A 23,636-nucleotide genomic window follows, 5' to 3' on the forward strand; every position below is an offset into this window, starting at 1 on the left:
CCAAACAAGCGCCAATTCGTATTGATAATGCAGCAGACTTACTTCAGCCCGCGCTAGTTTTACTTCAGGCATAGTAATCTACTATCCGTTCACTAAGCTTAACCTCTAACTGCACGGCTGTCGCCTTATCGTCAGCTGGTTGTTCGTTGCCCCCCTGGGCATTGCCTGAATTACCATCACGCCGGCTACTGGCCTGACTATCACCCTGTCGCTGCTGCTGAACCTGGCCTTCGCCTAGCTGGATGCCTTGTTGCTGCAGCATTTCCCGCAATCTGGGCATTTGTTGCTCTAACAATTCTTTAGCATGTTGCTGTTGCACAATAAATTGTACTGATGCCTGTTCCTGCTGCAGGTTTACCCGGATTTGCATCTGCCCCAGTTCCGCAGGGTCTAACCGGATTTCAGCAACATGAATATTCTGACGAACCATCACGTTTAAACGCTCTTTCAGCTGACCAGCAGCATTTTCAGCCAGTAAATTGACGTGCTTTAATTGCTCGGCTACTGATTTATTGCCAGCCGGCGCCGCTGTCTGGGTTGCAGATTGCCGGTTGGCAGATACCATTGCCGCATCCATTCTGGCAATGGCGGCTTCAGTCTGGCTTTGCCCGCCCTGACTGAAGGCGCTGCTAAAACTATTTAACGAAGTGTCGGTCCGGCTCCCCGGGACAGCGGCACCGCTGTCAGTCTCGGCAACCGATGTCTGTTTAGGCTGATTAAAGCTGTCAGTTGCGCCGCTTCGTTGCTGCTGTTTTGCTGACAGAGACTCCGCTACCATCGCGGCACTGGCCAGAGCACTGCCAGGTTTAGCATCATCAGCTGTGGCAGCTGTTTTATCTGTATCGGCAAAAATGGTAACGGCCTCAGTTTGCGCGCTGCGCAACGACGTTGCTGCTGCCGGCTGTAATATCTTAGTCTCTGAACTTGTCTTGTCCGTTGTTACCGGTTTTGTTTCTGCCGATAAAGCGCGTTGAGCGGCATTCAATTGCCCGATAACCTCAGCTTCAGTTGTATTGGCAACCGTTTCAGCCTGGGTTTGAGCTGACACATTTTGCTGACCACTTAACCCAGTAGATGTCAGCACGGCAGATGTAAATGTGTCAGGGGCCTGGCCAGTTGTCTGCACTGCCAGATTATCAGCATCAGTTTCAGCAATAACTTCTGCATTATCCTGCGCTGACTTTTCGCCATTAGCATTATCGTGACTGGCCAGTATCTGCTGAGCGAGCACATCCGGGGCGCTGGCAGCACTCTGTTGCTTTGCTTTGTCTGCAGAGCCTGCCACTATTGCCCCGGCGGCAACATCAGCCTGGCTTAAATGTTGTTCAGCATTGTGCACTGCATTTTTGCTAACGCTCTCAGCAACGGTTTTGCCATTGCTTTGACCAGCTGACAATGCTTCAGATATAGTCGCTGTTGCGTTTGTTTCAGAATGCTTAGCCGCATCTTCCGGGATGGCAGCAACAGTGATTCCGGCCGCTTCGGCTTCTGGATAGACCGGCAGAATAAACCAGTCACCGCTGTTGATTTTTTTGCCATCTATATTTTCAGATTGATCACTAGCGCTGGCTTCAGGTTGGATTGCTGCTTTTGAGGCGGTTTTGTCAGCTAACTCAGTAGTTAGCTGCAACCGGGTCTGGCTGGCCAAATCCAGAAAGCCAAGTAAGGTACCGGCATCGTTATCATTAATCAGTAACAGCTCTGCTTGCGGCGCAATAACCGGTGGAATAGCATCCTGAGGCCGGTTCAGAGGTTGTCCCTCCATTGATGCCATTCGTTTGCCCTTAATGCCAATACTGAAACCGGCAATACTTTGCCTGCCAGCCGATTGCTGTTGACCAGACTGATCCAGCATATCTGAGAACTGTTTAGCACCAGAGCTCTCATCCAGCAAACCATCACTGTCTGATAAAACAGGGTCGACACCTGCTGACACGGGGCCTGAGCTGGAAAAAGAAAGTGACAACAACGGATTCATCTGGATCTCCTGGTTGTGCGATTTATACACGAATCAGCAAGTGTTTAGTTTGCTACTACCGATTTAATACAAAAACCGCGCCAGTTTTATGCGCAATTAACATTATTGCTCCTGAGTCAGCTGTCTGCGGTAGAATTGCTGACCAGCATATTCATCGCTCAGGCTTTGTTGCTGACGTTCAAGCTGCTGCTGCGCTGCTGCATCTGAGCGCTCAACCAGCAACTCCAATGCCTTGCGTTTCGTTTGCATTTTTAACCAGCTCTGTTTACGTTGCTCTGCTGCTGCTTTAGCCTGATGAACCACCCGGGCCTGTTGGATCAGGGCCTGATCTAATTTACCGATGAAATTAACGTATTGACTATATTGCCGGCTTTGCAGGCCCTGGCTGCCCTGACGCTGACTTTGCTGAATATACTCAGTACGATAATTTGCCAGTCCCTGGTACTTTTGTTCGGCCTGCTGGAAATACTGTTGTGCTTTAATAAATTGTGCCTGCAAATTGTCTTCGCGCTCGCGTTGCACTTTTATAATTAAATTAAAACGATGTGCCGCCATCAGCCTGCCATCCGCTGGGCAGGTGCAACCTGGCTAAGGGCCGCTAAACTGTCATCATAAGGCACAACTTCCTGCATTCCCTGTTGCAAAAAAGCTTTTATTTTTGGCATCAGGCCAATAGCCTGATCCAGCAGTGGATCACTGCCGCGAACATAGGCACCAATCGAAATTAAATCTTTGCTTTGCTGATAGCTGGCATACAACTGTTTTATAGTACGAGCCAGTTGCTGATGCTCATTACTGGTTACGGCAGGCATTACCCGGCTGATAGACTTCTCAATATCAATGGCCGGAAAGTGGCCACTGTCAGCCAGGGTACGGGAAAGTACTATATGACCATCCAGAATTGCTCTGGAAGCATCGGCTATCGGGTCCTGTAAATCGTCGCCCTCAGACAATACGGTGTAAAAGGCTGTTATCGACCCCTGATGGCCAGTGCCGTTACCCGCCCGCTCTACCAGTGCCGGTAATTTGGCGAATACTGATGGTGGATATCCTTTAGTGGCGGGTGGCTCACCCACTGCCAACGCTATTTCACGCTGCGCCTGGGCATAGCGGGTAATGGAATCGATAAGCAGTAATACATCAAGACCCTGATCGCGAAAGTATTCAGCAACCTGAACCGCGGTTTCACAACCTTTTAAGCGCATTAGCGGTGATACATCTGCAGGCGCCGCAATAACCACAGAGCGGGCTTTACCCTCCTCACCAAGAATTTCATCGATAAATTCTTTTACTTCCCGCCCCCGTTCACCAACCAGCCCAACCACTATCACATCTGCCGAGGTGCCGCGGGTCATCATACCGAGTAAGACACTCTTGCCAACGCCGCTGCCGGCAAATAAGCCCATTCGCTGGCCTTTGCCAACCGTCACTATACTGTTAATTGCCCGGACACCAACGTCAAGGGGCTGCTTCACCGGACGACGCAATAGCGGGTTAATCGGTTTTCCTTTGCCTTTACTGAATTCAGTTGCACTAATGGGACCTTTCCCGTCCAGTGGCTTGCCAACCCCATCTATAACCCGGCCTAATAAGTTGAGGCTTAACGGAATGCCTTTATATTGGATAACAGGCGTTACCCGGGCACCGGGCACCACGCCGGCAATATCATCCTGCGGCATCAGAAATAACCGGTCGTTGGCAAAACCAACCACTTCAGCCAGAATGGCGCCGCGGGCACTTTCAACCAGACAAGGCTGGCCAATAGCAGCCCGGCAGCCGGTTGCCTCCAGGGTTAAGCCAACCACCCGCACCAGATGGCCTGACACCGCCGGTAATGACGGGTGAATATACTGTTGCTGCTGTTGCAGACGATTAAGCAGGCTACTTTGCTCAGTCATCATGCCGGTCATCCTCAGACTGATTATCCTGAGACTGGCTATCCACAGATTGGTTATCCTGCGGTTGTGGGACAAGGTTATCGGCTGAGTCATCAGCCGCCTCGGCCAATTGCAGAAAATGCTCCAGGCTGCTTTGAATGCGCTGATTTAAAGTGCGATCGACACTTGAGTTTTCACTATCAACCAGGCAGCCGCCTTGTGCAACCAGTGGCTCTGAGCGCAACTGCCAGCCACGTTCGGTTAATTCAGCGTCATTATAATGGCGCTTGATAATGCTGATATCTGCCGGATTAAGTTTGATAACCAGTTTACTGCTTTGCAAAGGCAAGGCGCTGATAGCTTCCTGCATGGCTTGTAATATCACGTTTGGATTAGTCGCGACTTCAACATTTATTACTGCTTTGGCCATTGCCAGGCTTAACTGCACTAACTCCTGCTCTACCCGGCTGTCTGCCTTCTTCAGCGGTTGCTGTAACTGGTCCAGTAACACACTTAATTCAGCCCGCAGCGCATCCAGCTCTGTTGCACCATCTGCTAAGCCCTGCTTTTTACCTTCAGCCAGGCCCTGCTTCAAGCCATCCTGCTGGCCCTGCTCACGCCCTTCGCTGTACCCTTTAGCAAAACCTTCTTCCTTGCCCTGGGCAAACCCCTCGTCATGCGCTGCCTGGCGCATCTGCTCGATATCTTCGGCGGTCAGTGGCTTTATTTCTAATGCTTCGTCTGCCGTTTCAGCCTCGGCTGCTCTGCCAGCCGGCCGATGCATATTCAAGGCATTAGTGCGGGTATCATCCCGATAGGCATCTGCAGTTAAGTCTGGTGTATGCCAGTGCTTAACCTGATCTGCTGAATCAGGGTCCGGGGAATAAGGCCGGTTAGGGTTGTAAGCACTTTTTGTCATCGATGATTCCATTGCCTGTTACAGGAAATTTCTTTATAAGAAATCTTCGCCACCACCACCACCAAGCATAATTTCGCCTGCGTCAGATAAGCGGCGCGCAGTTGACAAGATTTCTTTCTGAGCAGTTTCCACCTCGCTGACCCGAACAGGCCCCATTGCTTCCAGATCGTCCTGCAACAGCTCAGCTGCCCGTTTAGACATATTTTTCAGAATTTTCTCTTTCAGGTTTTCATCGGTACCCTTCAGCGCTTTCATTAACACATCCTGCTGAATTTCCCGTAACAACACCTGAATGCCACGATCATCAACATCAACCAGGTTTTCAAACACAAACATCAGATCCTGAATTTGCTGCGCCATTTCTTCGTCATGCTCACGAATTGAATCCATCAGCTGGCCTTCCATATTGGTGTCCAGATAATTCAGAATATCGGCCGCTGCTTTTAAGCCACCCATTTTCGCAGACTGAGTACCCGCCTGACCGGCAAACTGTTTTTCCATAATTTCGTTTAATTCCTGTAAGGCTGCAGGTTGCACTTCTTCCAGATTGGCGATACGCATGGTTAAATCCAGCCTGACCTTCTCGGAGAATTGCGATAAAATTTCTGCTGATTGCTCCGGCTCCAGATATGACAATACAATTGTCTGAATTTGCGGATGCTCGTTGCGAATAATATTGGCAACCTGTTTAGAGTCCATCCATTTCAGGGAATCGAGGCCCTTGGCGCCACCACCCAGCACTATTTGATCAATCAGGTTAGCGGCTTTTTCTTCACCCAGCGCAGCTGTCAGCGCTCGCTTGATAAACTCTTCACTCTGGAAGCCAATAGTACTGAAGTTCTGAATTTGTTCGATAAATAAGCGATGCACGGCAGAAATTTTTGCCTGATTCAAATCCGTCATCTGTGCCATGGCCAGACCGACTTTTTGCACCTGCTTTGGCTCAAGGTGTTTTAAAATCTGGGCAGCATCTTCTTCAGATAAGCTAAGCAGCAGAATGGCTGCTTTTTCAACACCATCGAGCTTACCTACATCAAAAGTGGGTTTTTCTTCTATTTTATTCATCTTCAGCCAACCAGTTTTTCACTACCAGAGAGGATAATTCAGGTTCATTGGCAACCAGCGCCCGAACCGCCCGCAATAAATCTTCATCGCCATGCAGGTCTGGCAGCATTAACGTGCCATCTGGTGCAAACCCTACTGCGTTCTCATCAAAGGTTGAATTTAGCATATCTATGGTGTCATCACCCAGGTCTAAACCACTGCTCAGGGCTTTGTCATCATAGGCATCATCAGTTTGCTCAGGGTAGATTAGTTTTTTCAGCATCGGCCGGACAATGCCCAGCATCAGGGCAAGAATAATAATGCCACCAATCGCTAAACGCAGGATCCGCAAAAACCACTCTTCCTGATAAAATGCCAGCTTTTCTTCTTCAAACAGTTCTTCCCGGACAAACGGCACTGAGATCACTTCAATGGTATCGCCGCGCTGGGCATCAAAACCAATGCCACCCTGCAATAAACGGCGGATATTGGCCAGCGCCTCCTGGGTGCGAGGCTGAGGTTCGCTAACACCTTCGGCATTTGGTGGGCCTGGCTCATAGTCAACAGCCACTGACACTGACAGGCGCCGGATCACCCCGCTTTGCTGTGATGTGTGACTGATAGTGGTGTCAAGTTCGTAGTTGCGGGTCGCTTCTTTATGATTCCGTCCTGGGATCACCGGCCGGGTATTACCACCGTCAGCTTGCTCCGGAATGTTTGAATTAAGCGGTGGCTGGTTAGACAACGCCCCGGGAATACCGCCACTACTGCCGCCGACGCTGCTCTCTTCAATTGTCATTTCGCTGCGAATAGCGGGTAAATCGGGATTAAACCGTTTCTGCGTTTGTTCAACGGCAGTAAAATCCAGCATCAGGTCAACCTGAGCAGTGTAATTACCATAGCCCAGCACTGGTAACAGGATTGAGTCGACTTTCTGACGGTATTCATCTTCCCGCGCCCGCTGCAGTTCATGCTCACGGCGCGAACGGGCAGCGCTGCCGTCCTGCGAACCACTGTTCAGTAAACGGCCGCTCTGATCGGTCACCGTCACTTTACCAGGTTCCATTCCCTGTACGGCAGAGGCAACTAAATCGACGATAGCATCCACTTCACTATCACGGATCATGGTACCACCGCGTGCTGTCACCAGAACAGTGGCTGAAGGCGATGCAGCCTGACGGGCAAAAACATTTTCTTTAGGAATAGCCAGCAATACCCGGGCGCGGGCGACACTCTGTAACTCTTCAATAGTGCGGGCCAGTTGTTGTTCACGGCTATGTTTTAAGCGTTCCATCTCCAGACGCTGACTTACCCCAAAGCCGCTATCCTGCAACAAAAACTCAGTACCTGCTGATGGCTCCTGAGTTAAACCGGCCCTTGACAGGCCAAGCTTAACCGCCTGGTACTGATCTTCTGCGACATAGATCACATTGCCTTCCAGGGTATATTTAACCTGCTGCGCATCTAAATGGTCGAGAGTTTGAATAAGTTCCTGAGTGGCGTAAGTGCCCAGTGGCCGCATTTCTGCCTGACGGGCCCAGAAAAAAATTAAAACAGCAATAACCAGACAGATTACCAGCGCTACCATCAGCGTAATCTGGCGCATCATGTCTACGCCGCCAATGGCCCCCAGAAAGCCTGATTTCTGCTCCTGTGAGTCGGAATTATTTGAGCTGTTATAGTCATTTGGGCTTATTGCCAGCTCTGTCGATTGATTATCTGCCACGTGCTACCCCTTAAACCGGCATTGACATAATGTCTTTGTACGCTTCTACCATTTTGTTGCGTACCTGTACTGTTGCCTCAAACGCTAATGACGATTTTTGCGCAGCAATCATCGCCTCTACCAGCGATACATTTGGGTCGCCCATTTCTACCCGGGTTCTCAGCTCACCCGCTGCTACCTGAACATTGTTAACTGTCTTTAATGCGTCTTTAAATAAGGTACTGAACTCAGACTGGCTGGGATTAACTTCTGCCAGTTGATTAACAGGTTTGATGTCGGCCGACAAACTGCGGGCCTGGCTGGCCATCGATTGCATTTGGGCGTATAACGCCTGACCTTTAATGTTCATAGCTGTACCCTGTCTTAACTAACCTTGCGAAAAAAATCGGGTGTCAAATAATTGCCAAAAAACGGCTGCAAGGATACTAAGCAGGAGTTATGCCACATTTATATGTCTGTTTTTAAATAGAAAAAAGCCGGATAACCGACTTTTTGGAGGTTCAGGCTTCAGCCAGCTCAGGCGGGTAGCTCAATGCCTGATTCGCGCATCCGGGCCAGTTTATAACGCAGCGTACGGTCACTGATGCCAAGCTTTTCAGCAACTGCTTTGCGCTTATATGCGCAGGCTTTCAACGTTGCCAGAATAATCCGGTGCTCTTGTTCATGCAGCTCTGTTTTAAAGTCGTCAGGCACTGCAGTGTCCGGTTCAGCCTGCTGCGACGTTGCAGATGTACCAGCTGTGGCTGATAACCCATCAGGTAAATCAGCCTGATACGATAACGTATCGGCCTGAGTGATGCTGGTGCTACCTTCTGCCGATAACAGAATATCGGCCGGGGTAATCTGGTTGCCCTGGCATAAAATAAGGGCGCGCTGAATAACATTATCCAGTTCCCTGACGTTGCCAGGCCAGTTGTGCTGCACCAGCAGTTTTATTGCGTTGTCGCTTAAGGATAGAACTGCTCTCCCCTGTTGCTGACAGTATTTACTGATAAGATGCCCCGCCAGCGGTGCGATATCCTCTGGCCTTTCGGCAAGGGCCGGCCAGTTAAGCGGAAACACATTCAGTCTGAAAAACAGATCCTGACGAAACTGGCCTTCTGCTACGGCTTGCTGCAAATTACGATTGCTGGTCGCCAGCACCCGCACATCCAGCTTTATCGTTTTGCGGCTGCCCAGCCGCTCCACTTCCCGCTCCTGCAGCACCCGCAGCAGTTTTGCCTGCAGGTTTAAATCCATTTCTGTTATTTCATCCAGTAACAGGGTGCCATGCTGAGCCTGTTCAAACTTGCCTGGGCAACCGGCGATGGCGCCGGTAAACGCTCCCTTTTCATAACCAAACAGGGTTGATTCCAGCATGTTTTCCGGTATGGCGGCACAGTTTATTGCCACAAATGGCCCCTGCGAGCGGGCAGATTGCTGATGGATATAGCGCGCCAGCACTTCTTTACCGGAGCCACTGGGGCCGGAAATCATTACACTGGCATCAGAGCGGGCGACCCGGGCAGTGAGCTCCAGCAACGCTTTACTGGCAGGTGCCGCTGCCACCGGGGTTAACGGATCAGCCTGCTTTGCTAAAACATAGCGGCTGACGGTATTCAGTAACACCTGAGGTGCAAATGGTTTCGCCAGATAATCCACTGCGCCCAGCCGGATGGCTTCAACGGCATCCTGCACATTGGCGTAGGCCGTCATCATCAGTACCGGTAATTGCGGATAATGCTGGCGCAAGGTTTTAAGGAGTGTTAAGCCAGACACCTCGCCCATTTGCACATCGCTGACCACCAGTTGTACCTGCTGCTTTTTTAACAGCAGCAATGCACTTTCAGCACTATCAGCGCTATGCACCTGATAATTGGCCAGACTAAGGGTATCGCAAAGGGCTTCACGTAAACCGGCATCATCTTCGACAATCAGAATTGGGGTGGCTGTAGTCATTTGCTCGCTCCATTTTTCACATTAGTCTGCCGGCTTGTTGATTCAGAAAAGTGGATAGGCAGGGTAATAACAAAACAGGCACCGCAGTCGGAGCGATGCTGATAATGCACATTGCCCTGATGTGAGTTCACCACTGCCTGAACAACGGCCAGTCCAAGACCACTCCCTTGCGGCCGCCGGCTGAAAAATGGCTCAAAGATATGAGGTTGTAACTCTGCGGCAATACCCGGGCCGTTGTCAGTAATGGTAAATTGTAACTGGCTGCCTTCTGAGCGCACCGAAATATGGATATGGGCTCCATTACTCTGAGCCTGAATACTATTCTGAATAAGATTATTGACCGCGCCAGAGAGGCTGCTGAGGTTGCCCAGCAAATAGGTATCCTGAACCTGCGTGCTGATTGTCAGCCGGGCCTGATGCTGCTCCAGCAATGTCTCCGCGGCATTATTCACCTCATTAAGCAGGCTTTGCAATGTAAATGGCTGCACCGCCTGGGCAGTGCCTGCACGGGCAAATAACAGCATATCATTTACCTGCTGCTCCAGATCATGCAGCCTGGCCAGCAGTTTCTGTTGAAATTGCTGGCGGGAAGAAGATGTAAGCTGATGGCTGCCAAGATTCTCTGCATACAACATGGCTGACGACAAGGGTGTGCGGATCTGATGGGCCAGGGTGGCCATCATTTTGCCAAGAGTAGACAACCGTTGTAAATGCGCCAGCCGGCTTTGCAAGTGCCGGGTTTGTGTCAGATCGGTTAACACAATTAGCTGACCAGGTTCGGGACTGAGCGGGCTTATTTCCAGCTTTATCCTGCGGCCATCTTTTAACGATACCTCAAGGCCATCATCATTACGCGGTGCAAAGCAGCGGTTAATCACTTCCAGCCAGGGTTGACCTAACAGCGGCTGGCCTAACATCGCCGTGGCAACAGGGTTAGCTTCCGACACAACGCCTCTGGCGCTTAGCAACACAACGCCTGCTGGCAATACATTAAGGATATGTTGCAAACGGTTATCTGCCGCATTATCTGAGCCCGCCAGTGCCTGACCGACCATGCGACTGAGCTCGCGCGGGTAATGTGAGGACTGACTGTGCAGCAGTGCAGAGCGCTCTGCAGATGCGTAGCTGACATTTGGCATAACAAACCTGACCTTACTACAAATGATAAAGTCGATGCAGAGATTGTGCCAAGGTTAGAGCATTGATTTAATTGATAAAAAAATAAGAAAAACTGTCAAACACTTGACAGCAGCGCTATTCGTCGCGCCCAAGGCTGTATTTGCGCATCTTTTCAACCAGCGTAGTCCGGCGCAGCCCAAGCACCTCAGCAGCCCTGGCGACAACATAATCATGCTGCTGTAGGGCATTCGATATCAGCTGAATTTCGAGCTGCGCCAGATACTCTTTCAAATCAAATCCATCAGCCGGAATATCGTTCAGTGCTGGTAAGTTTTCGCCAGTAGCACTGCCACCGCTGATTTCTTCCTCATGATCATCGGCCGTTGCGGCAAATAAGTCATTAAGCATATCGCGCTCCAATAGCGCTTCCGGGTACTGCGGCTGATAACTTTCTACATCCAGATAGCAATATTTATTGGGTAACTCGGCCACATCCACTACCTGGTCGGGATACATGATCAGCATACGTTCCAGTAAGTTAGCAAGTTCCCGCACATTCCCCGGCCAACTGTGCAGTTTCAGACTTTCCAGCGCTCGCTCCGTAAAACGGATCCGCCCTTGATGCGCCGCTGCTTGTCTGTTTAGCAGCTCCTGGATCAATAAAGGTAAATCGTCACAGCGCTCGCTCAGGGCCGGCGTTTCTATTGGAAAAACATTTAACCGGTAAAATAAATCTTCCCGAAACTGTCCTTCGGTGATCATATGCTCAAGGTTGCGGTGAGTAGCAGCAATGATCCGCACGTCGGCTTTAATCGTCTGGCTCCCACCCACCCGCTCAAAGATCCGCTCCTGTAACACCCGTAATAATTTCACCTGCATGGGTTGCGGCATATCACCAATTTCATCCAGAAATAAGGTACCGCCCTGTGCCAGTTCAAACCGGCCTTTGCGGGTAGATATGGCACCGGTAAAAGCGCCTTTTTCATGGCCAAACAACTCACTTTCTAACAGCTCGGCCGGAATGGCACCACAATTAATCGGCACAAAGGGCCCTGCTGCCCGATTGGACAATAAATGGATATTGCGGGCGACAACTTCTTTGCCGGTACCAGATTGCCCCAGCACCAACACATTGGCATCCGTTTTAGCGACTTGCTGAATTAAAAACCGGACTTTTTGCATTGGCTCTGTCTGGCCCACCATCCCATCAAATTTAACAGTGGTTTCACTATGGCGCTGACCGGGTAACAAACGATGGTATTGCTGGCAATCGCGCAGTAACTGAGTAAGGGTATTGTATGAAAAAGGTTCGGTTAACAAGCCCACCGCATTCGGATATTGCAGTATAGGGGTCAGCGGCTCACCAATAAGTAAAAAAGCACATCGGGGAAAACGTACCAGTAATTCAGCATGCTCGTTAGTACCTATCGCGCCAAGCAATACAACAGCAGGAACATCAGGGCTTAGTTGCTGTGGCAGGATTTCATCGTTAACAATTTGATGGGGTTCATTGATAAAGCTAAGGACGGTAGCCAATCGCTCCGCGCGACGTTGTTGTGAGTCTACAATATATAGAGGAGGATTTGCTGCCATTGTGCCGCATTATTGTTATTGCTTTCATTTCATTGTACTGCGCTGGCACGAGCTTGCAACCATAAACGCTATTTTTTTGACAGCTGTCAAAAAAATAGCGTTTATCAGGTATCGTTCAGTTGTACTACTGTCAGTTTAACAGCGTTAACGCTTGTTGTTGCTGCACGCGCGCTTGCATGGCGACGCTGGTAGAGCTTTGGCTAAGAATATCTGCAGCAGTTTTTTCGCTGGTTGCTCTGGCGAAGTCTAAATCTTCAATCCGGCTGCGGGCCGCTGATTCAGCAATTTGTTGGTTATTCAGATTGCTGCCGGCACTGGCAAACCGGTTGGCCTCCGCGCCGGCCTGGGCCTGTAAGCCACCTACTAACTCAATAGATTCTGCTATTCTGGTTAATGATTGTTCAGCCGCTGCCTGAGAGCTGAAGTCAATGTTAAAGGCATCTTTGTTTTGTAACGCAGCGCCTACATCAGTGGTGGTGAGATTAACTGAGCCATTACCGGTTCCAAAAGCCACACTGGCATCGGCACCAAATAATTTCTTACCAGCAAACTCAGTATTATCAATGGTTTGCTGAATGTTTGCCAGATAGCTGTCAGCTTCTTTCTGCAATGCCTGCCGTTCTTGTGCACCATAAATGCCATTGCCAGCAGCTACAGCTAACCGGTTCAGTTCACCAAGGTTGTCATTAATACCCTGCAAACCTTGCTCGTATACCCGGGCCAGCGACACACCGTCGTAAACGTTGCGTTCACCCTGCGCTTTCGCATTAATACTGCTGCTAAGCTGATTAGCAATTTGTAAACCAGCCGCATCGTCAGCCGCACTGTTAATCCGGCGAGCCGTTGCCAGTTTTTTGAGCAGACTTTCCTGTTGCTGCTGAGCCTGATTCAGACTATTTAAACCTGTTGAATTATTCAGTTTCATAGCAGTACCACTTTAACGAAGAAATTGGCTATAGTTTAGTCGATCTGGCAGCAAAGCACCACTTTTGCTGAAAACAAACAGGCAGAGTGATTAAAGCTTGCTAACTTTCTAAAAGTATTACTAAACATTTTTGGGCATACTTTATGCTAGAAGCAGTTTATGCTAAGAACGTTGTGCTAAAGTCAGGACGGCAGCACAATGCCAGATAATTGTTTGAGGGCACGCTATGTTTAACGGAAAAACCATTTTAATTACTGGTGGTACTGGCTCTTTCGGCCATAAGTACACCGAAACGCTGCTAGCCCGTTATAAGCCTAAAAAAATTATTATTTATTCCCGTGATGAATTAAAACAGTATGAAATGCAGCAGAAATTTGATCAGAGCTGCATGCGCTATTTTATTGGTGATGTTCGCGATGCTCAGCGTATGAGCAGAGCCATGCACGGCGTTGACTTTGTTATTCATGCTGCCGCGTTAAAACAGGTGCCCGCCGCCGAATATAACCCAATGGAGTGTATCCGCACCAATATAAACGGTGCTGAAAATGTGATTAACGCCGCGTTGGATAATAATGTTGAAAAAGTCATTGCGTTATCTACCGATAAAGCAGCCAATCCGGTAAATTTATACGGCGCAACTAAGCTTGCTTCAGATAAGTTGTTTGTCGCCGCAAATAATATCTCCGGTGGTACCAGGCCCCGATTTTCTGTCGTCCGCTATGGCAATGTGGTTGGCTCCAGAGGATCGGTTGTGCCATTTTTCCAGCAGCTTATCGATAAAGGTCATGATCACCTGCCGGTTACCCATGCTGAAATGACCAGGTTTTGGATCAGCCTGCAGCAAGGCGTAGACTTTGTGCTGAAGAACTTTGAGCGGATGCTCGGCGGTGAGATTTTCGTACCTAAAATCCCATCAATCCGTATTGTGGATCTGGCCAAAGCAATGGCCCCAGACTTGCCAGTTAAAATTGTTGGTATCCGGCCAGGCGAGAAGCTACATGAAATGATGTGTCCTGGCGATATGTCATATCATACTTTCGAATTTAACGACCATTTCGTTATTGCGCCGGCAATTAAGTTTTTTAACCGCAGCAATGATTTCAGTGGTAATGCTATCGGCGAAAAAGGGCAGCCAGTAGCTGTAAATTTCGAATATGTGTCTGATACTAATCCTGATTTTATGGATATCGAGACTATTCGCAAATTTAATCAGGATTACGCCTAATGATCCCTTATGGTCGTCAGCATATCAGCCAGCAAGACATTGACGCGGTTGTTGAGGTTTTAAAAAGTGACTTTTTAACCCAGGGACCAGCAGTACCCGCTTTTGAGCAGCGGCTTTGCGACTTAACAACCGCTCAGTACACCATCGCGGTTAACAGCGCCACCTCTGCATTACATATTGCCTGCCTGGCCCTGGGTGTCGGGCCGGGCAGCAGAGTCTGGACCTCACCAGTCAGCTTTGTCGCCTCTGCTAATTGTGCCCGTTACTGTGGTGCCAGTGTCGACTTTGTTGATGTGGAACCGGACACCGGCAATATGGCAATCGATCAGTTGCGGCAAAAGCTTGAGCAAGCCCGCACCAGCGATACCTTACCTCAGGTTGTGATACCGGTGCATTTGGCCGGTGCAAGTTGCGATATGCAACAAATCCACTATCTGGCAAATGAATTTGGTTTTAAGGTCATCGAAGATGCATCGCACGCTGTCGGTGCCAGCTATCAGGATGAACCGGTTGGTTGTTGTCGCTACAGTGACATTACCGTATTCAGCTTTCATCCGGTAAAAATTATTACTACCGCTGAAGGCGGCGCAGCGCTAACAAACAGTTCTGAACTTGCTGATAAAATGCGCCTGCTAAGAAGCCATGGTATCAGCCGGGACGAAAACCTGATGACAGAGCCCAGCCATGGCGCCTGGTATTATCAGCAATTGCAGCTGGGTTTAAATTACCGGATGACTGACATACAGGCCGCCCTGGGCTTCAGCCAGAGCCAGCGCTTACTGCCAATTATTAAACAGCGGCAGGTACTGGCAGACAGATACCAAACATTATTACAAAACCTTACTGTAGGTTTACCGGAACCGGATACCTCTGTGATCAGTTCCTGGCACCTATACATAATCAGACTGGATGATAAAACCAGACGTAAAGCCGTATTTGACGGCTTGCGTGCTGCCGGTATCGGCGTAAATGTGCATTACATCCCCATTCACACTCAACCTTACTATCAACAACTGGGCTTCGACTGGGGCGATTTTCCGCAGGCAGAAGATTTTTACGAGCGGATCATCAGCCTGCCAATGTTTCCGGAGCTAAGCAGCGAACAACAGCAATTTATCGCTGATAAACTGAAAGAGTTGTTGGCGTGAAAGTTGCCATAATTCCAGCTCGTGGCGGCAGCAAGCGTATTCCACGTAAAAATATTAAACTGTTTTGTGGCCAGCCGATGCTTGCTTACCCAATACAGACTGCGTTAAAAAGCGGTTGTTTTGACCGGATCATCGTCTCGACAGATGACGACGAGATAGCAGAAATTGCCAGGCAATATGGTGCTGAAGTACCTGCCACCCGCCCGGCAGAGCTGGCTGATGATCACACTGGCACCAGCGCCGTGGTGCGTTATGAGTTAAGCCAGCTGCTGCAACAAGGTGCAAAAATCAGCTATTGCTGCTGTATTTACGCGACCACCCCACTACTGTCAGCAGTAATGCTGCAACAGGCCTGGCAGCAGTTGAGCAGAGAGCCTGCACTTAACTATGTTTTTTCCGCTGCCCGCTTTTCTTTTCCTATTCAACGCGCACTACTGCAAACAGCCAGTGGTGTCAGGCCATTTGATAGTAGCAGCATCGGCAAACGCTCCCAGGATTTAGCCCCCACTTTTCACGACGCCGGTCAGTTTTACTGGGGACGAACTGCCGCATGGCTTGATAACAAAGCAATATTTGCCGACCACAGCAAAATGCTGATATTACCGGATCATCTGGTACAGGACATTGATACCAGTGAAGACTGGCATCGTGCAGAACTGCTCTTTCAACTACTGCAACAGGAACCACCCCGGTGAATGTGGTTTTTCGCTGTGATGCGTCAGTTGAAATTGGCTCTGGCCATGTTATGCGTTGCCTGACCCTGGCCAACGCCCTGGCGACTTCTTTGACAACGACTGCCAACATTCACTTTATCTGCCGGGCAGAGCCCGGTCACCTGGCATCGCTGATTGAGCAGCATGGCTATCAAATCAGTTTGCTCAGCGCAGCATCAAGTATCACCGAAGTCAGCGATGCCAGGCAGTCGTTGTCGGTTATTGACGAGGATTGTCAGTTACTGATTGTTGACCACTACAGGCTTGCCGCCGAATATAGCCAGCAGCTCCGGCAGCGTTGCCATAAAATCATGGTAATTGATGATCTAGCCAACCGCCGGCATGATTGCGATATATTACTGGACCAGAATTTTTTACCTGATGCTGAGTCTCGTTATCAACAGCTGGTATCTGAGCAATGCTTGCAACTGCTTGGGCCCCGCTATGTATTGCTGCGCGAGGAGTTTTATCAGCGGCAAACGCCTTTGTTCAGCGAACGGCAAAACCGTTTGTTGGTTTTTTTTGGCGGGGCAGACCCCTTTAATTTAACTAAAATGGCGGTGCAAGCGCTTAGCGAGCTAAAGTTTCCGGACCTGACTGCCGATATTGTAATTGGGGCAACACATCCATTGCGCTCAGAGCTGGAACACAGCTGTGCAGTGCTACCCGGGGTGTCTTTACATGTGCAGTGCAATTATATGGCACGCTTGATGTACCAGGCGCGACTCATGCTTGGTGCCGGCGGTGCCAGCCACTGGGAAAGATGCAAATGTGCCCTGCCAGCATTGGTAGTGACTGTGGCCGAAAATCAGCAGGCGACCACAGCCTATTTAGCCAGACTGGGAGCCTGCGTGTGGTTGGGTCAGGCTGCTGAGATGTCAGCCGGTTACTTTGCAGAGCAATTGCGCTATTACCTGACTCAACCCGCGCTGTTAAACGGTATCAGTGCACAAGCGGCCACGTTAATGCCTGCAACTGGCGGAACGCAAGCCGTTGTCAGCGCCATTAAAACATTAGTAAGAGGTTAATTATGTCGGATTTTGTGCTTGGGAATAAACGAATTGGCCCCGGGCAACCGCCTTTTATTATTGCTGAATTGTCTGGCAATCATGATCAGTCACTGGATAAAGCATTGGCGATGGTGGATGCAGCTGCAGAGTGTGGTGCTGACGCTATCAAAATTCAAACCTATACTGCCGATAGCATGACGCTTGATATCAGGCATGGCGACTTTGTCATTAACGATCCGGGCAATCTTTGGCAGGGCCAGTCGCTATATCAGTTATACCAATTGGCTATGACCCCATGGGATTGGCATCAGGCGATTTTTGAGCGGGCCCGGCATCATGGCATGCTGGCATTCAGCACCCCCTTTGATTTAACGGCTGTAGATTTTTTAGAGCAGCTTAATGTCCCCTGCTATAAAATCGCTTCGTTTGAAAACAGTGATCATGCGTTACTGGCAGCGGTAGCCAAAACCGGTAAGCCAGTAATAATGTCGACCGGCATGGCCACCCAGACCGAGTTGGCTGAATCAGTTGAAGTCCTTAAAGACAATGGCTGTACTGAGCTGATCTTACTAAAATGCACCAGCCACTACCCCGCAGATCCGGTTGATGCCAACTTAGCTACTATCCCGCATTTAGCCGCTCTGTTTGACTGTCAGGTTGGTTTATCTGATCACACGGCAGGCCTTGGGGTAGCTGTGGCCAGTGTGGTACTGGGTGCCACCGTTATTGAAAAACATTTTGTACTGGATCGCAGCGAAGGCGGCGTTGATGCAGAGTTCTCTCTTGAACCTGCTGAGTTCAAGGCACTGGTACAGGAATGTAAACGGGCCGCTGTTGCCCTGGGTCAGGTGACATATGGCGGCACAGCAAGTGAACAGGCTTCACGTAAATACCGGCGCTCATTGTATATTGCGGAAGATATCCGGGCTGGCGAGGTATTTACCGAAACTAACCTGCGCTCGGTGCGTCCGGGCCATGGCCTGGCGCCTAAATATCTGCCGTTGTTTTTGGGCCGGCCCGCCAGTCAACCGCTGACAAAAGGCACCCCCCTGAGCTGGGATCATTTAACCAAAGGCAATGCTTAGCGTGGCAACGTATCTGGTAGCAACAGTGAAAAGCTGGAATATTGAAGCTTTTCAGAAATATACGGCTGACTTACCTGGAAACTGGCAACTGATTACCAGCCGGGAGCAACTGACCCGTGACTATTTAGCTGAGTTAAAGCCCACTTATATTTTTTTTCCTCACTGGAACTGGAAGGTACCTGCTGACATTACCGGTCGCTATTGCTGTGTATGCTTTCATATGACAGATCTGCCCTTTGGCAGAGGTGGCAGCCCGTTACAAAATCTTATTTTAAGCGGTGCGACAGAGACAAAACTGACTGCATTACAAATGACAGAACATTTGGATGCAGGCCCGATATTTGGCAAACTACCGTTATCACTGGCTGGTACGGCAACCGACATTTTCCAACGCGCTGCACCTCTGGTTTACCAGCTGATTAGTCAGATCATCAGCCAGCAACTTTCCGCCCTGCCACAGCAGGGTGATGCAACGTATTTTGACCGGCGTAGTCCGGCGCAAAGTAAGTTGCCGGAGGGCATGACTGCGGCCAGGCTATACGACTTTATCCGGATGCTGGATGGCGAAGGTTACCCGGCGGCCTATATTGAATATAACGGTTGGCGGCTGGAATTTAGTGCCGCTGCCCTCGATAATGATGGTCAGCTTTCGGCGAATGTCCGATTTTTGCCGGCCAGTTCATCAGGTGGAGAGCAAGTGTGAAAACAGTCGTAGTTGTGGCAGCACACCCTGACGATGAAGTGCTGGGCTGTGCCGGTACTATTGCCCTGCATAGCGCCGCTGGTGACAGGGTGCACGTGATATTTATGGCTGACGGGGAAAAGTCCAGATCCGCGCAAACTCCGCAGTTGGCCAGCCGTAAAAAAGCAGCTCATGCCGCAGCTGGCATATTGGGCGTGCAGTCTGTCCGGTTTTTAGATTTTGCTGACAATGCGATGGACAGTGTGCCACTGCTATCAGTTAACCAGGCATTAGAAAAAGCCTTACAGCCGTTGCAACCAGAGCTTGTTTACACCCATTTTGGTGGCGATTTAAATATTGACCACCGACTAACCTATCAGGCCGTGCTTACCGCATGCCGGCCCCAGCCAGGCCAGAGTGTACGCCGTATCTGTTGTTTTGAGGTGCCTAGCAGCACAGAGTGGTCAGCGCAGCAGGAAGCACCATTTCGTCCCCAGCTATTTGTGGATATCAGTTCAGTACTGCAGCAGGTTAATGAAGCATTGCAATGTTATGCCGCTGAACTAAGGCCCTGGCCACACAGTCGCTCATTACAGGCTATTAGTCTGCGCCAGCAGTGGCGCGGCAGTAACGTAGGCCTGACCGCCGCTGAGGCATTTATGGTTGAACGCGAAATCAGGCTGGCGCTATGAGCCCAAATTTAAGCAACAAAGTGTATCCGCGCAGCACATTCAGCCGATTGCAGCAAGCCGAACTCGCCCAACTCTGGCATTGGCGCAACCAGCCCAGTATTCGCCAGAATATGCATAATAGTAAAGAGATAAGCTGGCCTGAGCATCAGGCCTGGTTTGCGCAACTACCCGACTCGGGTAAAACCTTTTATATTTTCCGTCAGAATGAGCGCCCTATAGGCGCGCTATACTTTGATCCTGTTGGCGATTGTGGCCTTGAGTGGGGTTGTTACCTCGGCGAAACTGATGTCTGGCCTGGCAGTGGCTTAATGCTGGAAATTGCTGCACTGGATTACGCTGCAGCTAAGCCAGGGATCAGTTTTCTGCATGCTGAGGTGCTATCTTTTAATCAAAGCGTGATAAATATGCATCGCTTATTTGGTTATCAGGGCTGTGAGGATAAACCTTGTGGGGGGCAATCAGCCACGTCTGAGGCACAGCATAGCGAACACTGCGTTAAAGTATTTCAGTATAAAACCGCAGACTGGCGGGCTAAGCGCAGCCAAATTCTGGCAAAATTACCTAAACAAATTAGTGCAGCTGCCGAATTTATTGACTTTCAGGACTAGCTAATGACCAAAACAGATTTACACCATCAGATCAGAAACTGCCTGCAGCAAGTAGCAGAGTTGGCAAATTGCCAACTGATCGAGCCAGTTACCGATGATACTGTGCTACTACAAAGTGGCCTCGACTCACTGGGGTTTGCCATGCTGGTTGCTCAGTTGGAAGAAGAATTAGGTTTTGACCCTTTCAGTGAAATGGAAATCGCCGTTTACCCCCGCACTTTTGCCGAATTTGTCAGCATATACCAGCAATATCAGCTTAAATATGCCGGAGGCTAAATGAGCGGTAGTCTGCTGGCGCTAATGGAGCGCCACCCCGGCGATTCGCCTGCGTTAAAATATCGCCAGACAGCTACTGCCCCGTTAGTGACAGTCAGTTATCGGCAACTGCAGCAGCTGGCACTGGCAAAACGCCGGCAAGCTGCTAATTTACAACAGCAAGCAGTAAATATACGCTATCGGGACATTGCCGATTTTATCTGCAGCCTGCTGGCATATGATGGATTTTGTTCGGCGTTATATTTACTGCCAGATCATAATGTGGCTCCTGCAGGCATGCTATTCATTGCATCTGAAACCATGACAGATCAGCGCCTTCCTGTTGATAGCCGTTGGTATCTTGCAACATCAGGTACCACCGGGACCCCAAAATGGATAGGACATAGCCTGCAACAACTGACTAAAACGGTGAGCACCCGCGCATCCGGCAACACACTATGCTGGGGGTTAGTATATCAACCCTTCCGTTTTGCCGGTTTACAAGTTGTGTTGCAGAGCCTGATCTCAGGAGCCTGCCTTATCGATGCCAGTGACGGCGATATTGAACAGCGGTTTGATACTCTGGTTGAGGGCAACGTAACAGCGCTGTCAGCTACCCCGTCACTTTGGCGGCAATTTCTGTTTAGCGGCAAGGCCACGGCACTTCAATTACAGCAGCTGACTCTTGGTGGTGAGATTGCCGACCAGCCATTATTAAACCGGCTGAGCCAGCTTTATCCAACAGCACAACTTCGCCACATTTATGCTTCTACTGAAGCGGGCGTAGCCTTTGCGGTAAACGATGGCAAGGCAGGTTTCCCCAGAGACTATCTGGAGCAGGGTTATTATGATTTGCAGTTTAAAGTGGATGCAAAACACCATCTCTGGCTGAAAAATTCAGCTTTGTTTGGGCCAGAGTTAGCGACCAGAGTGGATGCTGCAGGCTTTCTGGATACCGAAGATCTGGTTGAGTTAACCCCAGAACGCGTCTTGTTTCTGGGCCGGGCCAGTGGGGTCATCAACGTTGGTGGCAATAAGGTACATCCGGAGCAGGTTGAACAGGTTGTACTGCAGGTACCCGGCGTAGCAGCCTGCCGGGTATATGGCAAAAGCAGCAGCATTTTGGGCCAGTTGGTGATGGCTGAGCTGGTTGCAGAGCCAGATACTGTTCCTGAAGAACTGATTGGCCGGGTAAAAGCGCATTGTCAGCAGCAGCTACAGCGCCACCAGATCCCGTTTAAAATCCAGGTGGTAGCGGCTTTACCGCTGGCCGGCAGTGGTAAACAGGTAAGGATAGTCTAATGAGAAAACTAGTGGTGGTTAGCGGTGCCAGTCGTGGTTTAGGCCTGGCCATTTGCCGCCAGTTATTGCAAACCGGTTATGCGGTGCTGGCGCTGGCCAGAACCCACAGCCAGGATTTGCAACAGCTACAACAGCAACAGCCTGCGTTGCATTTTATGGCCGCTGACCTGGCTGAACTAGCTGAGATACCGGCACTGTGCAGTCGTATTGTTAAGGCATTTGGCCGTCCTTACGCGCTCATTAACAACGCTGCTGTGGGTTATGATGGTGTATTGGCAACCATGCATAACAGTGAGATTGGTAGTTTACTTAATATCAACGTGCAGGCACCAATCTTGCTTAGTAAATACCTGCTGCGACCGATGTTGCTGAATCAAAGCGGCAGGATCGTCAATATTTCGTCGATTATCGCCCGTACCGGCTTTAATGGCCTGAGCGTATACGCTGCCAGCAAAGCGGCGCTGGAAGGGTTTAGTAAATCATTAGCAAGAGAAGTGGGTAAAGCCGGCATCACAGTAAACTGCGTGGCACCGGGTTATATGCAAACAGAGATGACGAGTAGCTTACAAGGTGACAAGCTGGAAAGCATTAAACGGCGCAGCCCTTTGGGCCGGCTGGCGACCCCGGACGATGCGGCAGCGGCTGTGCTGTATTTGCTAAGTGAGCAAGCCGGTGCAGTAACGGGCACCGTGATCACCGTGGATGCAGGGAGTACGGCTTAACATGAGTGAACAATCAACAATTTTCCGGGAAACGCAGCAGCGAATAGCCTCCTGGCTGCACAATTGCGCCGACCAGCTGACGTTATCAATGTCGTTAGGTATTTTCGGCGATCACTCTTTTGCCCGCTATATCGCTAGTGAGTTAAAGCAGCAGGGCTTCAATAAAATAACCTTTATTTCCTCAAATTGCAGCTCGTCTAAATTGGATGATTTACCGGTTATTAAACCTGCAGATGAACAACTGGCTGCTTTAAATGCTATTTTTCTCGGCTCAATGGCATTGCCGCAAAGCCAGCAAAAAATACTGGAAGATAACGGCTACAACGGCGCCATTTTTGCAGTACCAGATGGTCAGACAATGTGTACCGAACCCCGATTCGACCCGACAGATAAGCATGCACTGGCTGCATTGAAAAACAAACATAAAGGGGAAACTTTCTTTGTTATCGGTAATGGTCCGAGTATTAATGCTACCCCACCCGAGCAACTAAAAGATGGCATCTTTATGGCGGGTAATGGCATCTTATTGCGAACTGAATTCCGACCCGATTATTATTTTTTAATAGACAGTATTTGTGTCGATGCCTGGCAGCCAATAATCGAATCTCTGACTGTGCCAATACTGGCCGTCTCACATCTGGCAGAGCGGATGCAAGGTATTAACAACACCTTATTTTACCCGGTAAGTTATCAAACCGAATTGGCTGATCTGAACCCAGCCGACACAGGCTTTTTCAGTGGCAATACTATTATCTGCCCAATGATCCTTTTTGCAACTTATATGGGGGCTAAACGGATTGTGATTTTGGGGGTAGATAATAACTACAGCAAACTGGCGACTAAAAACTATCACTTTCATAAAGATTACTATAAAAACACAGACTTAGTAATAGACGAGAGTACTGGCAAAAACCTCGAGTTGCGCCAGCAAACTGGCATATTACATGCAGTACGAACGGCACAGTCAATGGGAGTTGAAGTTGTGGATGCAACACCGGTTGATAATAATCTGGGGCTGGTTAAAGCAGACTATCACCAATTTATCTGATGATGGCACAACAAGCCTGAATATCCA

Annotated in this window: 23 protein-coding genes; 12 read left to right on the plus strand and 11 right to left on the minus strand. The window is 49.6% G+C overall.

The window, feature by feature from the left end; translation table 11 throughout:
• Nucleotides 1-64: 64 nt before the first annotated feature.
• The 11 genes from KQY15_RS01910 to KQY15_RS01960 all read right to left on the minus strand — a co-directional run bounded on the left by KQY15_RS01910 (nt 65) and on the right by KQY15_RS01960 (nt 13,119).
• Nucleotides 65-1,978, minus strand: a complete 1,914-nt coding sequence (locus tag KQY15_RS01910) for a flagellar hook-length control protein FliK (RefSeq protein WP_217666696.1) — start codon at nt 1,976-1,978, stop codon at nt 65-67.
• A gap of 102 nt (nt 1,979-2,080) precedes the next feature.
• Nucleotides 2,081-2,533 (minus strand): flagellar export protein FliJ, encoded by a 453-nt coding sequence (fliJ, locus tag KQY15_RS01915; protein WP_217666697.1) that lies wholly within the window; start codon nt 2,531-2,533, stop codon nt 2,081-2,083.
• Nucleotides 2,533-3,876: a flagellar protein export ATPase FliI gene (gene fliI / locus KQY15_RS01920; protein ID WP_217667645.1), complete on the minus strand. Its 1,344-nt coding sequence runs from the start codon at nt 3,874-3,876 to the stop codon at nt 2,533-2,535. The genes fliJ and fliI overlap by 1 nt, the downstream gene beginning before the upstream one ends.
• The gene (gene fliH / locus KQY15_RS01925) at nt 3,869-4,774 is read right to left on the minus strand and encodes a flagellar assembly protein FliH (protein ID WP_217666698.1); all 906 of its coding nucleotides are present in this window, start codon (nt 4,772-4,774) and stop codon (nt 3,869-3,871) included. The genes fliI and fliH overlap by 8 nt, the downstream gene beginning before the upstream one ends.
• Nucleotides 4,775-4,807: 33 nt before the next feature.
• On the minus strand, nt 4,808-5,839 hold the full coding sequence (fliG, locus tag KQY15_RS01930) for a flagellar motor switch protein FliG (protein ID WP_217666699.1): 1,032 nt from the start codon (nt 5,837-5,839) through the stop codon (nt 4,808-4,810).
• Nucleotides 5,832-7,544, minus strand: coding sequence for a flagellar basal-body MS-ring/collar protein FliF (gene fliF / locus KQY15_RS01935; protein WP_217666701.1), 1,713 nt, complete (start codon nt 7,542-7,544; stop codon nt 5,832-5,834). The genes fliG and fliF overlap by 8 nt, the downstream gene beginning before the upstream one ends.
• A gap of 10 nt (nt 7,545-7,554) precedes the next feature.
• The gene (gene fliE, locus KQY15_RS01940; RefSeq protein WP_217666703.1) at nt 7,555-7,893 is read right to left on the minus strand and encodes a flagellar hook-basal body complex protein FliE; all 339 of its coding nucleotides are present in this window, start codon (nt 7,891-7,893) and stop codon (nt 7,555-7,557) included.
• Between the two features lie 167 nt (nt 7,894-8,060).
• Nucleotides 8,061-9,482, minus strand: coding sequence for a sigma-54-dependent transcriptional regulator (locus KQY15_RS01945; RefSeq protein WP_217666705.1), 1,422 nt, complete (start codon nt 9,480-9,482; stop codon nt 8,061-8,063).
• Complete coding sequence (locus KQY15_RS01950) at nt 9,479-10,621, minus strand: sensor histidine kinase (RefSeq protein WP_217666707.1); 1,143 nt, start codon at nt 10,619-10,621, stop codon at nt 9,479-9,481. The genes KQY15_RS01945 and KQY15_RS01950 overlap by 4 nt, the downstream gene beginning before the upstream one ends.
• Before the next feature lie 115 nt (nt 10,622-10,736).
• Nucleotides 10,737-12,194, minus strand: coding sequence for a sigma-54 dependent transcriptional regulator (locus tag KQY15_RS01955; RefSeq protein ID WP_217666708.1), 1,458 nt, complete (start codon nt 12,192-12,194; stop codon nt 10,737-10,739).
• A 130-nt stretch (nt 12,195-12,324) separates the two neighbouring features.
• Nucleotides 12,325-13,119, minus strand: coding sequence for a flagellin (locus KQY15_RS01960; protein WP_217666709.1), 795 nt, complete (start codon nt 13,117-13,119; stop codon nt 12,325-12,327).
• Nucleotides 13,120-13,345: 226 nt separating this feature from the next.
• Between KQY15_RS01960 and pseB the strand changes: the two genes are divergently transcribed.
• The 12 genes from pseB to KQY15_RS02020 are packed head-to-tail and all read left to right on the plus strand — an operon-like array spanning nt 13,346 to nt 23,609.
• Nucleotides 13,346-14,344: a UDP-N-acetylglucosamine 4,6-dehydratase (inverting) gene (gene pseB, locus KQY15_RS01965; protein WP_217666710.1), complete on the plus strand. Its 999-nt coding sequence runs from the start codon at nt 13,346-13,348 to the stop codon at nt 14,342-14,344.
• On the plus strand, nt 14,344-15,492 hold the full coding sequence (pseC, locus tag KQY15_RS01970) for a UDP-4-amino-4,6-dideoxy-N-acetyl-beta-L-altrosamine transaminase (RefSeq protein ID WP_217666711.1): 1,149 nt from the start codon (nt 14,344-14,346) through the stop codon (nt 15,490-15,492). Before pseB ends, pseC begins: the two co-directional genes overlap by 1 nt.
• Nucleotides 15,489-16,187 (plus strand): pseudaminic acid cytidylyltransferase, encoded by a 699-nt coding sequence (gene pseF, locus KQY15_RS01975; protein WP_217666712.1) that lies wholly within the window; start codon nt 15,489-15,491, stop codon nt 16,185-16,187. The genes pseC and pseF overlap by 4 nt, the downstream gene beginning before the upstream one ends.
• Nucleotides 16,184-17,233, plus strand: a complete 1,050-nt coding sequence (pseG, locus tag KQY15_RS01980; protein ID WP_217666713.1) for a UDP-2,4-diacetamido-2,4,6-trideoxy-beta-L-altropyranose hydrolase — start codon at nt 16,184-16,186, stop codon at nt 17,231-17,233. Before pseF ends, pseG begins: the two co-directional genes overlap by 4 nt.
• Nucleotides 17,234-17,235: 2 nt before the next feature.
• On the plus strand, nt 17,236-18,300 hold the full coding sequence (gene pseI, locus KQY15_RS01985) for a pseudaminic acid synthase (RefSeq protein WP_217666715.1): 1,065 nt from the start codon (nt 17,236-17,238) through the stop codon (nt 18,298-18,300).
• Nucleotide 18,301: 1 nt separating this feature from the next.
• Entirely contained in the window at nt 18,302-19,003 is a 702-nt protein-coding gene (locus KQY15_RS01990) for a formyl transferase (RefSeq protein WP_217666717.1), read from the plus strand.
• The gene (locus KQY15_RS01995; RefSeq protein ID WP_217666719.1) at nt 19,000-19,674 is read left to right on the plus strand and encodes a PIG-L deacetylase family protein; all 675 of its coding nucleotides are present in this window, start codon (nt 19,000-19,002) and stop codon (nt 19,672-19,674) included. Before KQY15_RS01990 ends, KQY15_RS01995 begins: the two co-directional genes overlap by 4 nt.
• Entirely contained in the window at nt 19,671-20,282 is a 612-nt protein-coding gene (gene pseH, locus KQY15_RS02000) for a UDP-4-amino-4,6-dideoxy-N-acetyl-beta-L-altrosamine N-acetyltransferase (RefSeq protein ID WP_217666721.1), read from the plus strand. Before KQY15_RS01995 ends, pseH begins: the two co-directional genes overlap by 4 nt.
• A 3-nt stretch (nt 20,283-20,285) precedes the next feature.
• Nucleotides 20,286-20,558, plus strand: coding sequence for an acyl carrier protein (locus KQY15_RS02005; protein WP_217666723.1), 273 nt, complete (start codon nt 20,286-20,288; stop codon nt 20,556-20,558).
• A complete protein-coding gene (locus KQY15_RS02010) occupies nt 20,559-21,839 on the plus strand; it encodes an AMP-binding protein (RefSeq protein ID WP_217666725.1) in 1,281 nt (426 codons plus the stop codon).
• Nucleotides 21,839-22,561 carry an SDR family NAD(P)-dependent oxidoreductase gene (locus KQY15_RS02015; protein WP_217666727.1) on the plus strand — a complete coding sequence of 241 codons (723 nt, stop codon included), beginning with the start codon at nt 21,839-21,841 and terminating at the stop codon, nt 22,559-22,561. Before KQY15_RS02010 ends, KQY15_RS02015 begins: the two co-directional genes overlap by 1 nt.
• Nucleotide 22,562: 1 nt before the next feature.
• On the plus strand, nt 22,563-23,609 hold the full coding sequence (locus KQY15_RS02020; RefSeq protein WP_217666729.1) for a 6-hydroxymethylpterin diphosphokinase MptE-like protein: 1,047 nt from the start codon (nt 22,563-22,565) through the stop codon (nt 23,607-23,609).
• Nucleotides 23,610-23,636 lie beyond the last annotated feature (27 nt).

Origin of the sequence: Arsukibacterium indicum (assembly GCF_019100565.1) — a bacterium.
In the GTDB taxonomy this organism is placed as follows: domain Bacteria; phylum Pseudomonadota; class Gammaproteobacteria; order Enterobacterales; family Alteromonadaceae; genus Alishewanella; species Alishewanella indicum.